At 69.0% G+C, this 13086-nt stretch carries 10 protein-coding genes; 5 read left to right on the top strand and 5 right to left on the bottom strand.

Translation table 11 applies throughout. The annotated features are described in order from the left end of the window. Window positions 1-74: 74 nt before the first annotated feature. Entirely contained in the window at window positions 75-494 is a 420-nt protein-coding gene (locus JGU66_06625) for a response regulator transcription factor (protein MBJ6760431.1), read from the top strand. A gap of 45 nt (window positions 495-539) precedes the next feature. Here the strand turns inward: JGU66_06625 and JGU66_06620 are convergent, their stop codons facing one another. From JGU66_06620 to JGU66_06600, 5 genes are all read right to left on the bottom strand, one after another. After that, entirely contained in the window at window positions 540-1163 is a 624-nt protein-coding gene (locus JGU66_06620) for a hypothetical protein (protein MBJ6760430.1), read from the bottom strand. Between the two features lie 33 nt (window positions 1164-1196). Beyond that, a complete protein-coding gene (locus JGU66_06615; GenBank protein ID MBJ6760429.1) occupies window positions 1197-6623 on the bottom strand; it encodes a polyketide synthase dehydratase domain-containing protein in 5427 nt (1808 codons plus the stop codon). A 63-nt stretch (window positions 6624-6686) separates the two neighbouring features. Beyond that, window positions 6687-7040 (bottom strand): hypothetical protein, encoded by a 354-nt coding sequence (locus JGU66_06610; GenBank protein ID MBJ6760428.1) that lies wholly within the window; start codon window positions 7038-7040, stop codon window positions 6687-6689. Further along, window positions 7034-7786 carry an SDR family oxidoreductase gene (locus JGU66_06605; protein MBJ6760427.1) on the bottom strand — a complete coding sequence of 251 codons (753 nt, stop codon included), beginning with the start codon at window positions 7784-7786 and terminating at the stop codon, window positions 7034-7036. Before JGU66_06605 ends, JGU66_06610 begins: the two co-directional genes overlap by 7 nt. A gap of 22 nt (window positions 7787-7808) precedes the next feature. After that, window positions 7809-9134 (bottom strand): AMP-binding protein, encoded by a 1326-nt coding sequence (locus JGU66_06600; protein MBJ6760426.1) that lies wholly within the window; start codon window positions 9132-9134, stop codon window positions 7809-7811. A gap of 345 nt (window positions 9135-9479) precedes the next feature. Here JGU66_06600 and JGU66_06595 point away from each other — a divergent pair, with 345 nt between their 5' ends. Genes JGU66_06595 through JGU66_06580 form a run of 4 tightly spaced genes read left to right on the top strand, consistent with a single transcriptional unit; the run spans window position 9480 to window position 13083 of the window. Next, window positions 9480-10358, top strand: a complete 879-nt coding sequence (locus JGU66_06595; GenBank protein ID MBJ6760425.1) for a hypothetical protein — start codon at window positions 9480-9482, stop codon at window positions 10356-10358. Between the two features lie 17 nt (window positions 10359-10375). Further along, window positions 10376-11050 (top strand): HAD-IB family hydrolase, encoded by a 675-nt coding sequence (locus JGU66_06590; protein MBJ6760424.1) that lies wholly within the window; start codon window positions 10376-10378, stop codon window positions 11048-11050. Between the two features lie 10 nt (window positions 11051-11060). Next, entirely contained in the window at window positions 11061-11882 is an 822-nt protein-coding gene (locus tag JGU66_06585) for a hypothetical protein (GenBank protein MBJ6760423.1), read from the top strand. Window positions 11883-11892: 10 nt separating this feature from the next. Continuing rightward, window positions 11893-13083, top strand: a complete 1191-nt coding sequence (locus tag JGU66_06580) for an MFS transporter (protein MBJ6760422.1) — start codon at window positions 11893-11895, stop codon at window positions 13081-13083. The last annotated feature ends 3 nt before the right edge of the window (window positions 13084-13086 follow it).

Genomic DNA, 13086 nt, shown 5'->3' with positions numbered 1-13086 from the left:
CGTGGTCGGGCGACGGGGTTGCTCCCTCCCTTGAATCCTCCCGTGTTTGCATTGGTCCGCTTCAGGAGGTCGCAGTGACGGCTCCAGATGAATCTTCCGGGAACCTCCCCGACGCCTCGCCCGAGGCGGGACAGCCCACCGTCACCACGCGCAGGACTCCTTGTTGTAAGACGGGCGTGAGGGATCGCCTGTGCGACATTGCGATCGCCTACGCGCAGAAGAAGGGCCTGAGCGCTCGCGAGAGCGAGGTCTTCACGCGCTTCGTCTCCAAAGGCAGAACCAGCAAGGAGATCGCCGCGGAGCTTGGCATTGCCTATCCGACGGTGAAGCTCTACTGGACGCGCATCTACCGCAAGCTGGACTGCGATGACGCGGTGGGCGCGCTGGTGGCCTTCGTGCGGGAGATGACCCAACACCTGCACTGCGAGCGCTGCGGCGCGGGCCCGGCCATCCTGCTGGGCGCGGGCGGGCAACCGGATCACGTCGCCGCCTGAGCGCCACGCCTGCGTGGCTGGATGTTCCGGGCCACGCATGGCGACTCAGAGCCTCTCCCAATGGGAGGTGTGGACCGCCCCCAGCGTGAAGTGGCTGGCGGCGTGCCGCAGGGCTTCCTTGGGCGCGGTGGCCTGCTGCGCCTCCGTGAGCTGAGCGGGAGAGGTGCGGCTCTGCGTGACGAGCAGCGCCCCCGGCTCGGTGCTCACCACGGACTGGTAGGCGGCGCACGCCGTCACCCCGGGCAGCGCGCTCAGCGCGGGGAGCAGCACGTCTCGGCGCCAGGCGCGGTACTCGGCCAGCGCGTGCGGCGGCACCTCCGCGCGGATCAGCTGGACGTGCGCCGCGTCCGGGACCGCTGACGCCGAGGGCTTCGCCACGTCGCACAGCGCATGAATCTGCCGGCGATGGTCCAGCGCGAGCCGGGGCCGCACCGCGTCCTCCACCTCGCGCCACGCGGAGTGGGTGAGCAGCTCCTCCAGGCCGGAGAGGTCCGGCAGGGCCACGAACTCCATGAGGCGGTCGCCCGCTTCATGGCGATAGACGGCGCGCGAGAACCTCGCGTCGGTGGGGCGCGGCAGCCGCACGGTGGCGGCGACGGTGTCCACGTTCGCCGCGTCCACCTTCATGTAGTTCAGCAACAGGTACCGGGCGGGCCCAGCTCCACTCATGTCACTCACTCCTTGCGTGTCTCGTTCGAGGGCTCAGGCCGCGCGTCCCGCTTCGGCGCGCAGCGTGGGGAACAGCTCGTCCACCAGGCTCTGGATGGTGGCGCCTTGCAGCAGCTTGGCGACGGGCACCGCCACACCCAGCGCGGGCTCCAGGCGGTTCACCAGGTTCACCGACACGAGCGAGTCCAGGCCGAAGCCCACGAGGGGCGCGTCCACCACCACCAGCTCGTCGGCGCCCAGCACGTCCGTCACCTGCTTGCGGACCACTTCCATGATGACGCCCCGGCGCTCGGGCTCGGAGGCCGCCTGGATGCGCTGGCGGAGCAGGCGCGGATCCTCTCCCGCTCGCTGCGAGCGGCGCTTGCGCGCGCCGGCCTTGCCCAGCGCGGAGTACAGCGTGGGCGCGCCGCCTCGGAACTGCTGGGTCCACGCGGTCCAGTCCGTGGCGGTGACCGCCGCGCGCGGCAGGTCGTGGCGCAGCACGTAGTCCAGCGCCTCCAATGCCTGGGTGGGCTTGAGGGCTTGCACCCCGCGCGCCGCTTCGGCCTGCGCGAGCGCCCGGCCGGGCAGCTCCCACGCGCCCCAGTGGACCACCGTGGCCGGCAGTCCCTGGGCGCGGCGGAGCGTGGACAGGGCTTCCATGAACGCGCCCCCCGCCGCCTCGTTCGTGCCGGTGTCGGAGCCAATCCAGCTCTGCACGGACGAGAAGAGGACGAAGTGGTCGAGCGGGAGCGCGAGCGTGTGCTGGTGGAGCAGCCACGCGCCCATCGCCTTGGGCGCCATCGCGCCGGAGAACTTCTTCCAGACAATCATGTCCAGGAGGTCCTCCTGCCGCGACGTGGCGCAGTGGAAGACGCCCTTGAGCGTGGGCAGGGACTTGGCTTCCGCGAACAGCCGCTGCGCGTCCGCTTCACGGGTGATGTCCACGCGCGACACGCTGACGTGCGCGCCCAGCTTCACCAGCGCGTCCACCGCGCGCGTGCGGGCCTCATCGAGTGGCTGTGCGTCCGCGAGCAGCAGGTGGCGGGCGCCGCCGTGGGCCACCATCCACCGGGCCAGCTCCAGGCCGGTGGCGCCGAGTCCTCCCGTGATGAGGTACGTGGCGTCGGCGCGGAACAGCCGCGCGCCCGCTTCCGGCCGAGGCTTCTGCGTCCGGGTGAGCCGGGCCGCGAAGCGCTTGCCGCCGCGCAGCGCCACCTGGTCCTCGCCGTCCGAGTGCCACAGCTCCGAGAGCAGCGCCGCCGCGTCCGCATTGACGCCGCCGGCGCCGTCGCGGTCCAGGTCGACGAGGCCGCCCCACAGGTCCGAGTGGCGCAGGGCCATGGCCGCGCCGAGCGCCCACAGCGGCGACTGCGCGACCTCCACCGCGCCGGGCGTGCTGCCCACCTCCTGCGCGTTGCGCGTGGCGAACCACACGCGAGGCGTGGCGCCCGTCACCGAGTTCACCACCGACACGGCCTGGATGAGCAGCAGCGCGCTGCCCACCGCGCCCGCCTCGCCGCTGGCGAGCTGCTCGGGCGCCAGCGTGTCCGCGGGCGTCGCGTCCAGGCCCCACAGGTAGACGACGTGGCGGTAGGAGATGCCGGGCACGCCGAAGTAGTCGCGCACCAGTCGGTGGAAGAGCTTGGGCTCGTCCGGCGCGATGGGCTTGAGCCGCTCGCCGTCCACCAGCGTGACGTCCGGGTAGATGAGGTGGCACTTCTCACCGAGCGCGCGGAGCTGCTCCGCCAACGCCCGGCCCACGCCGCCCCGGTCCGCGAAGATGAGCCAGCGGTTGGGCAGCGCCTCCGGGTTGCGCTGCGCCAGCGCGAGCGCGGGCCGCTCCTCCCACTGCCGCAGGTAGATGGCATCCAGCACCGGGTCGCCCGAGGTGGTGGCCGTCGGCTGCATGGCCTCCTGGGTGAGGCGCTTGACCTGCAAGCCCTCCATCACCGCGAGCAGGCGCCCGTCCTCCGCGAGCAGGCGCAGGTCCACCACCATGCTGTCGGGCGTGGCGCCGGCGCGGCGCTTCGCGTGCACCCAGGCGTCGCGGGTGCCCGGCGCGTAGACGACGTAGCGCTCCATGCTGAGCGGCAGGAAGGTGCGGCGCGGGTCCTCGGGCGGGACGGTGAAGTCGCCGTAGGCCTCGGCCAACGCGGGGTAGATGTGGAGGCAGGCGTCGAGGAACGCGGGCTGGAGCGCGTAGGGCTCGGACGCCACATGCTCCGGCAGGCGCACGTGGCTCAGCGCCTCGCCCTCGCCCTGCCACAGCGCCTGGATGCCTCGGAACGCGGGGCCGTACTCCAAGCCCATCTCCCGGATGGCCGGGTAGTAGCGCTCGATGGGAACGGCGCTCGCGCAGTGCTCGCGCGCCGCCGCGAGTCCCGAGGCGTCTCGCACGTCGCTGTCGTTCGCGTCGCGCCGGGGCTTGAGCTCACCCTCGATGTGCTGCACCCACGGCGCGCCGGGGCGCTCGTCCGTGCTGAAGACCTTGAACGTGGCGCGGTCATCCTCCACCGGCGTGATGACCAGGTGGATGACGCGAGCGCCGTCCTCGGGGAGCACGAGCGCCTCGCCGTACAGGAAGCGCTCCATGGCCACGGCGTCGACGCCGAAGTGCGCGCGCGCGCCTTGGGTGACCAGCTCCAGCGCCGCGGTGGTGGGCAGCACGGGCAGGCCGAAGATGCGGTGGTCATCCAGGTAGGTGAGCGTGTCCAGGCTGTAGTGGGCCTCGAACTGGGCCTCCTTCAGCGTGGAGCGCAGGCGCTCGCCGAGCAGCGGATGACCGCCCCGGTCCTGACGCGCCGAGAGCGGCGCGGCGGACTCCTTCACCCAGTAGCGCTTGCGCTGGAACGGGTAGGTGGGCAGCGGCAGCCGGCGGCGCGCGTAGGGCTGGTCGAAGCCGCGCCAGTCCACCGTGTACCCGCTCACGTAGAGGGCGCGCAGGCTCTCCGACAGCACATCCCAGTCGCCCTTCTGGCGGCTGAGCGAGGGGAGCCACTGCGCGGACTCGTCGGGGACGCACTGACGCCCGAGGCCCAAGAGGCTGGAGCCCGGCCCCACCTCGAGGAACAGCGTGTGCCCCGCGTCGCGCAGCGTCTGCATGCCGTTCGCGAAGCGCACCGCGCCCCGGGCATGGTCGCGCCAGTAGCGCGCGGTGGGCGCGTCCTCCATGAGCGCGCCGGTGACGTTGGACACCACGGGGATGGAGGGCTTCGTGAAGCGGATCTCCGCCGCGATGGTCTCCAGCGTGTCGAGGATGGGGTCCATCAGCGCCGAGTGGAAGGCGTGCGAGACGACCAGCTCCTTGAAGTCGATGCCCTGCTGGGTGAGCACCTGGAAGAGGGACGCGAGCGCCTCCTTCTCTCCCGAGACGACGGTGCTGCGCGGGGCGTTGCTCGCGCCAATGGACAGCCGCTCACCGAAGGGCGCGATGAGCTCCAGCACCTGCGCCTCGGAGGCGAACACCGCCGCCATGCCGCCCGTGCGAGGCAGGCCCTGCATGAGCCGGCCTCGGTGCGAGATGAGCTTGAGCGCGTCCGCCAGGCTCATGCTGCCGGCCACGCACGCCGCCGTCACCTCGCCCACGCTGTGGCCCATCACCACCGCGGGCTTCACGCCCCACGAGCGCCACAGCGTCGCCAGCGCGTACTCCACCGCGAACAGCGACACCTGCGTGTAGCCCGTCTCGTTGACGAGCTTCGCGTCCTCGCCCTCGGCGAACAGCACGCTGAGCAGCGAGCGCTCCAGGTGCGGACGGGAGAGCGCGTCGCACGCGTCCAGCGCGTCGCGGAACACGGGCTGCGTGCGGTACAGCTCCGCGGCCATGCCCGGGTACTGCGCGCCCTGGCCCGTGAAGAGGAAGGCCACCGGGCGCGCCTTGCCGTTGCCCTTCGCCACGCCCGGCGCGAGCGTGTCCTGGCTCACCGTGGCCAGCCGCGAGGCCAGCTCCTCGGTGGAGCGCGCGGACACCGCGAGCCGGTGCTCGAAGGCCGAGCGGCTGCTGCTCGCGGTGAAGCAGACGTCCGCGAGGTTCGCGTCGGGGTGCGTGCTCAGGTAGCGGACGAAGCGCTCGGCGCTCTGCGCCAGGGCCGTCTCGTTGCGCGCGGAGAGGGCCAGCGTGTGCAGCGGCCGCTCCGCCGCGGCGGGCGCGCGCGCGGGGAGCGTCGGGGCCTCCTCCAGGACGACGAAGGCGTTGGTGCCGCCCAGGCCCAGGCCGTTGAGGCCCGCGCGCCGGGGGTGCTCGTCGGACGCGGCCCAGTCCTCCAATCGCGTCTGGATGTAGAAGGGGCTCGAGGGCAGACCCAGCTTGGGGTTCGCCTTCTCGAAGTTGATGGTGGGAGGAAGCTGGCGGTGCTTCAGCGCGAGCGCCGTCTTGATGAGCGCGGCCATGCCGGCCGTCTGCTCCAGGTGCCCGATGTTCGTCTTCACCGAGCCGATGCCGCAGAAGCCCTTGCGCGAGGTGCCGGTGCGGAACGCGCGCGTGAGGGCCTGGACCTCCAGCGGGTCGCCCACGGTGGTGCCGGTGGCGTGGCACTCCACGTAGCGCAGCGTGTCCGGAGACACGTCCGCCAGCGTCATCGCCTCCAGCATGGCCATGGACTGCCCGGGCACGCTGGACGCGCCGTAGCTGACCTTCTGGCCGCCGTCGTTGTTGATGGCGCTGCCCTTGATGACCGCGTAGACGTGGTCGCCGTCCTCGATGGCCGCGCGCAGCGGCTTGATGAGCACCGCGGCCACGCCGCTGCCGAAGATGGTGCCCTGGGCCTTCTCGTCGAAGGCGCGGCAGTGCCCGTCCGGCGAGAGGATGTCCTCGCTCTGGTAGACGTAGCCGTTGGTGTGCGGGAAGCGGATGGTGGACGCGCCCGCCAGCGCCAGGTCGCACTCGCCATCCAGCACGCTGCGGCAGGCCAGGTGCAGCGCCACCAGCGACGTGGAGCACGCCGTCTGGATGTTGATGCTGGGGCCCTTCAAGTCCAGCTTGTAGGACACGCGCGTGGCGACGAAGTCCTTGTCATTGCCAATGTGTTGCACGCTGCCCGTGGGGCCCAGCAGCTCGGGCGCGCGCTGCTGGTACGCGGCCAGGTAGCTGGTCACCACGCCGCCGGAGCCGGCGAACACGCCCACCGGGGAGCGGATGGACTCGGGGTGGTAGCCGCTGTCCTCGAACGCCTCCCACGCCACCTCCAGGAAGAGGCGCTGCTGCGGGTCCATGAAGCTGGCCTCGCGCCCCGTGTAGCTGAAGAAGCCGGCGTCGAACTGGTCCACGCCCTCCAGGGCCGGCGCCGCGGGCACGAAGCCCGGCGTGTCCATGACGTGGGCGGGGACGCCCGCCTCGGCCAGCTCCTCTCGCGTGAAGAAGGTGATGGACTCGCGTCCCTCGCACAGGTTCTTCCAGAACGCGTTCAGGTCCCGGGCCCCCGGGAACCGGCACGCCATGCCAATGATTGCAACGCCCTTCAGGTTGTCCAACGTGCTCATGACGTGTTCTTCCGTGCGACGGCGGGAGCCAGGGTGGAGTGGCGCGAGGCGGGACGGTGTGCGTTACCGGCGGCGCGCCTCGGCGCGACGCTTGCTTTCGAGCAGGGCCTCGGACGCGCCCCCATCCGAGGTGTCACCGGAGAAGAACTTCTCGTAGGCACCGCAGAGGTCCGCGACGGTGCGCACGCTGGTGATGGGCACCAGCTCCTGGAACGGGTCTGCCTTCAGCCGCATCTCGAGCGAGGCGACGAGCTGGGCCAAATCCAGCGACGACAGGCCAAGGTCGGCGCCGAGCCTGTCCGCGTGGCCGACCTCCTTGCTCTTGCCTTCCTGGGTGGCCTTCTCCTCGAGAATCTGGCCGATGTGCTCCGCGATGAGCTTCTGGATTTCCTGCACGCTGGGACGCTGGTTCAGCATGTGATTCCCCCGTCGACGACGATGGTTTGGCCCGTGATGAAGGACGACTGGGGCGAGAGCAGGAACAGCACGACGTGAGCCATGTCGTCGGCGGTGCCCAGGCGTCCCAGCGGGGTGCGGCGGATGATGCGGTTCTTGGCCTCGGCGGTGAGGTCCGCGACCATCTCGCTCTCGAAGTAGCCGGGCGCCACCGAGTTGACGCGGATGTGCTTGGGGCCCAGCTCGCGCGCCATGCTGCGGGTGAGCCCGTCGAGCGCCGCCTTCGTCGCGCTGTAGACGGCCACGCCCGAGTGGCCGCGCACCGCGTTCACGGACGACACGTTGATGATGCTGCCCGCCTGGTGCAGCAGCATCTGCTTGGCGCACGCCTGGATGAGATAGATGGCGGACTTGAGGTTGAGGTCGATGCCCTGCTCGATTTGCGAGCCGCGCATCGTGGTGAGGATGCCGTCGATTCCCACCCCCGCGTTGTTCACCAGCGCGTCCACCCGCCCATACGTCTCCGCCACCTGATGCACGAAGGACTTCAGGGCGGCCGGGTCCGTGGCATCCACCGGCTCCCAGAGGAAGCGGCGGCGCTCGGGGTCCTTCGCCTTGAGCTGCGCGACGAACGGGCTCTCGGAGCGGCTGAACGTGGCCACCGTGTGGCCCCGCTCGAGGCAGTGGGTCACGAGCGCCTGGCCGAGGCCCCGGCTGCCCCCGCTGATGATGACGACCTTGGAACGACTCTCTGTCTGTGTTGACACCGTTTCCCCCTCGGAATGCCTGTCAGCCGACGCGCGCCTTCTTGAACCGGTCTCCGTGCAGGCGGCCTTCCACCACCTCCACCGCCACCGGGACCTTGAATGAGTCGAGCCGGCCGCGGCAGAACTGGCGCAGCCGCTTGGTGAGCGCGGACGGGTCCTCCGGCTCCTTCACGGTGACGCGCGCGAACACCACGTTGCCGGTGATGGGATTGGGACGCCCCACCACGGTGACGTCCGTCACGTTGGAGAGCTGGAGGATGACGCTCTCCACCTCGGCCGGGTACACCTTCTCCCCGCCCACGTTGATGATCTCCGACTTGCGGCCGAGGATGCGCAGGTACTCCCCGTCCACCTCCACCGCGTCGCCGGTGTTGAACCAGCCCTCTTCGTTGAAGGGCGAGGGCGCGTTGAGATAGCCCAACATCGCGGACTCGGCGCGAATCCACAGGATGTTGTCGATGACCTTCACCTCGTAGCCGTCGCCGCCCACCTTCACCCAGAGGGACGCGTCGTCCTTGGACTTGGTCTGGAGGATGCCCAGCTCGGACAGGCCATACGTCTGCTTGAGCTTGAGCGTGGGAAACACCTCATGCAGGTGCTTCAGCGTGGCCGCGGGCATGGGCTCCGTGCCGTAGGTGATCATCTCCAGCGAGGACAGGTCGTGCTGCCGGTACGCCTCTGACATGAGCAGCATGTTGAGGAAGGTGGGCGTGGTGGGCAGCAGCTGCACGCGGTGCTTCGCGATGGCGGCGCACACGGCCTGGGGCGTGCGCTCCAGGAGCGGCACGATGGTCCCGCCGGACATCAGCGCGTGGAGCAGGGTGTTGATGCCGCCAATGTGGTCCAGCAGCAGGAAGGTGAGGGTGCGGCTGCCGGCGCGGGCCTTCTTGAACTTGCGCAGCATGCGCTCGAAGTCGAGCAGCGACGCCTTGCTCTTCCCCGTGGAGCCCGAGCTGAACAGGATGAGGCCGGGCACGTCCTGCGTCCGCAGGTGCGCCATGAGCGAGTGGTGCGTCTGGGGCTCCAGGCGGCGGACGTTCTTCAGCTCGGTGCCCTGGAACTCGAACAGGGCATCGCACTCGGCGATGGCCAGGAACTCCTCCAACGTCTTGACGCTGGGCGCGAGCGGGACCGCGATGGTCCTTTGAAGGATGAGGGCCACCAGCAGCGCGCACGTCTCCGGGTTGTAGTCCCCGCGGAGCGCCACCGAGTGGCCTGGCTTCACGCCGTGCTTCGCCAGCGTCTCCTGCCAGGCCTTCACGCGCGTGACGAGCGCGGCGTAGGTGACCTCGTTGCCTTCCCAGAACATCGCGGGGCGCGAGCCATGAGACTCCAGGCGCTCCAGCACCCACTGCACGTCAGGCTTTTCCCCAAGCATGTGACTCACCCCTCTTCTTGAAAGACAGCCCATCCCCATGGGCGTCTTCAAAGCGTGGCGTCCAATACCAATCATTTCGTCGGCGCATCACGCGCACCTGTTCATGTCATCCGCGCGATGACGCAAGACAGCGTTCGTGTGACATGAGTTGTTACAGAAAGATGTCTGGGAATTGTTATTTGAGACGCGGGCGCCCCGGCACCCTCCATTCCGCGCCGTGTCATCCCGCGGAGGACATAAACGGGTGTGCGTGCGTCCGGGGGCCGGCCATAGCAAACAGACTGCGCAGTATTGAACAACAGGAGGGGGACTCCCATGTTGACTCTGGATCAGCCACGCCACCCGGCGTCCCTGACGGAACTTGGAGACATCACCGCCGATGGGGCGAGCGGTGCACTCCAGCAGGTGACCCGCCGGGGACTCGAAGCGCCGCAGCCGCTGCACGTGGTGGGTGACAAGTTCGTCGCGTTCGCGGGTGAGAACCCGGGCGTGATGACGGTGTCCCACCTGGAGCGGTTGCTCGAGAAGAACGCCATCGAGCGGCCGCTCGCGCTGATTGTCGGTCAGGGAGTCTCCCTGGAGCGGCTGGCCGTGCTGGAGGAGCGCCTCCAAAGGAGCGCCGCCCATGACCGCGTCTCCATCCAGGAGGCGCGCATCCGGGACCGCTGCTCGGGCAAGTACACGCACAAGCACTTCGACCGCAACACCATCATCACCACGCCACAGAAGGACGACGCGGCCAATCTCTACCGCTCCTATCTGGTCCTGGATGACGACTGCGCGGAGATGAGCGACCACGTCACCGGTCACCACCTCCAGGGGGTGGTGTTCTTCGAGGCGTCGCGGCAGATGCTGCTGGCGGCCACGGAGCGCTTCTGGCTGAAGCAGCTCGGGCGCCCGTACTACTTCGTGCTCAACGAGTACAACATCACCTACCACACGTTTGGCTTCCCCCTGCCCACCGACATCACCATGAAGGTGGTGGAGGAGCGGGGTGACTCGCGCCAGACGGGGGCGGTGTTCCTCGACATCAAGGTCGAGTTCTTCCAGGTGGGCGTGTGCATCACGGAGGTCTTCGTGAAGTACGCCGCCTTCGACAAGGCGTTGCTCAGCGCGCGCGAGGGACTGCTGTCCCGGCTGGCGCTCGTGAAGCTGGCGCCCAGCCTCTCTCCGCTCAACGAATCCGACGCTTGAATCAGGAGCACCGCACCATGAGCAGTCCTTACATCGTCTTCTCTGACGTCGATGAGACGCTGATCCGCTTCAAGAGCATGATCACGTTCATGGACTACTTCCTCTATCACACGGCCTACGCGACCCGGCCGGAGGTGGAGGAGAAGCGCAAGGAGTTCAAGGCCATCAACGAGGCCAACACGCCCACCGCGGACCGCGCGGCGCTCAACAAGCGCTTCTACGAGATGTTCGCGGGCATCCGTCAGGCGGAGCTCCAGGCGGCGGCGCGCACCTGGATGCAGGAGATCATCGACCGGGGCGACCTCTTCGTGTCGTCCGCGTTCACCGAGCAGCGCGAGCACAAGTCGCGCGGCGCGGAGCTGGTGCTCGTCTCCGGCTCGTTCAAGGACATCCTCGGCCCCATCGTCAACTACGTGGGCGCGGACCGGCTGTTGTGCTCGGAGCTGGAGGTGAAGGACGGCATCTACACCGGCCGCCTGCTCCAGCAAGTGATTGGCGATGGCAAGTGGGAGGTCATTTCCCGCTACATCGCGGGGCGCGAGGTCAAGCTCGACTCCTGCTACGCGTACGGCGACCACGTCTCGGATATCTGCTTCATGGAGAAGGTGGGCAACCCTGTCGTGGTGGGGGACTCGCCGGGCATGCTGAAGGTGGCCCGCGAGCGCAACTGGCGCGTCCTGGCGGCGAACTGAAGGGGGAGCCATGTCCACCAAGAAATACGTCCACGCCCTGAAGCTGACCACGCAGGGGCCGCCTTATCCGCCCAGCGAAATCATGGACAAGGACGGCAACTTCATTGTCATTGGCAATGTCATCCAGGATGACCTGACGATGAAGTGGACCTCGGCGGTGGTGTCGCCGCAGAGTCCGCTGCCGGAGTTCGGCAAGCTGGCCCCGTACAAGGTGGTCCGTCACATCTCCTCGGACGAGCTGGCGACGAGCGACGAGGTGCTCTACACGGTCTCCCTGCCGCTGCCCTGCAACAACTACTCGCAGGTGTTCGCGCCGGACCAGGCCCCTCACGCGCACAGCGTGGTGCGGCCGTCGCTCCCGCTGCACGAGGCCTACATCCCGGACTACCGGCCCATCGACGGGCGCAAAATCACCACGCCCATCACCTTGAGCCAGTGGTGCAAGGCCCGGGGGACGATGACCATCGACGTGGGGGAGGACTACGCGGACTTCTCCTTCGAGTTCGAGGGGATGATTCCTCACAGCCTCTACACGGTGATGGGATTGCGCCGTCATGAGATTCGCCCGAAGGGCACGGTGCGCCCCGGGCCGCTGGGCATCCCCAACGTCTTCATCGCGGACGCGCAGGGCAAGGCGACGTACTCGGCGCGCATCCCGGATCCGTTCCCGCCGGGGCAGGACTCCAACCGCCTCATCGACGTCATCGTGCTCTGGATGAGCTCGCAGATGAACTACGGCGGCGCCATTGGCCATCACGGCCTGGGCGGCGACGTGCATGCCCAGCTCAAGTCGGGCCCGGTGCCCTTCGAGAAGCTCGAGACGAGAGGCTAGGCGCGGGCCCATGACCACCGAACAGCACTCGAAGTGGGCGCCGCTCACGCCGTTCTCCGCCATCCTGTTGGCGTTGGGCTCCATCGTCATGGTGCAGCCCATCTTCCAGCAGATCGGCGCTGACTTCGGGCTCCCCATCACGGACGTGCGCGTGTCGTTCAGCTACTGCAGCCTCGCGTACGCAGTGGCGTTCTTCCTGTTGGGGCCCCTGACGGACCGGGTGAACCTCACCCGCATGGCCATGTTCAGCGCGCTGGGGCTGGCGGCCAGCGTGGCGCTGTGCGGGCTGTCCCGGAGCTACATCCTCTTCAACCTGGGCATGGGCCTGATTGGCGCGTTCGCCGCGGGGCTGGTCAGCCCCATGTTCCCGTACATGACGCGCATCGCGCCGCCGGGGAAGGCGGGGGCCTACCTGGGCCTGTGTCTGAGCGCGACGGTGACGGGCCTCATCGTGGGCCGCACGGTCATTGGCATCCTGACGGGGCTGATTGGCTGGCGTCACGCCATGATGCTCTACAGCGTGCCCGCGGTCCTGGTGGCGCTGGCGCTCTTCCAGGCGCGGGTGCTCGCGCCCATTCCGGGCCAGAAGCCCTCGCTCGCGGGGCAGTACGCGCGCGCGCTCCAGCTGCTGACCATGCCGCAGATTGTCCGGCGCTACCTGGCGGGCTTCCTGCTCTTCTTCGCCTACCTGGGCGCGCTCACCATCCTGACCTTCTATCTCGTCGCTCCTCCGTTTGGCCTGTCCGTGGCGCAGATTGGCTGGCTCAGCCTGGCGGGTGTGGGCGGCGCGCTCATCGCGCCCAAGGCTGGCGCGTTGGCGCAGTCCTATGGCGCCAGCGTGGTGGTGCGCACGGGCGTCATCCTGGTGCTCGCCGCGTTTGGCATCATGGTGGCATTCCAGAATGTCATCGCGGTGCTGGCGGGCGTGTTGATTCTGTACACAGGCGTGTATGCCTGCCAGCCAGCGGTGTTCTACGACGTCACCACGGCCATCCAACCGCAGCAGATGGGCGCGGCCTCCTCGCTGTATCTGTTGAGCTGTCTGTCGGGAGGAAGCCTGGGCAGCTACGTGCTGGGCTCCGTCTGGCAGCGCTGGGGTTGGACAGGCGTCATGGCCGCGGCGGGCGCCGCCACGCTGGGAACGCTCGTGCTTGGCGCGCTGGGAAGTCCTCGCCCTCGGCTGGTGCGAAGCGAAGCTTGAGCT

It is taken from the genome of Myxococcaceae bacterium JPH2, assembly GCA_016458225.1.
Classification (GTDB): Bacteria; Myxococcota; Myxococcia; order Myxococcales; family Myxococcaceae; genus Citreicoccus.
The sequence above is the reverse complement of the archived record's forward strand: the minus strand, read 5'-3'. Positions and strand labels throughout refer to the sequence as shown.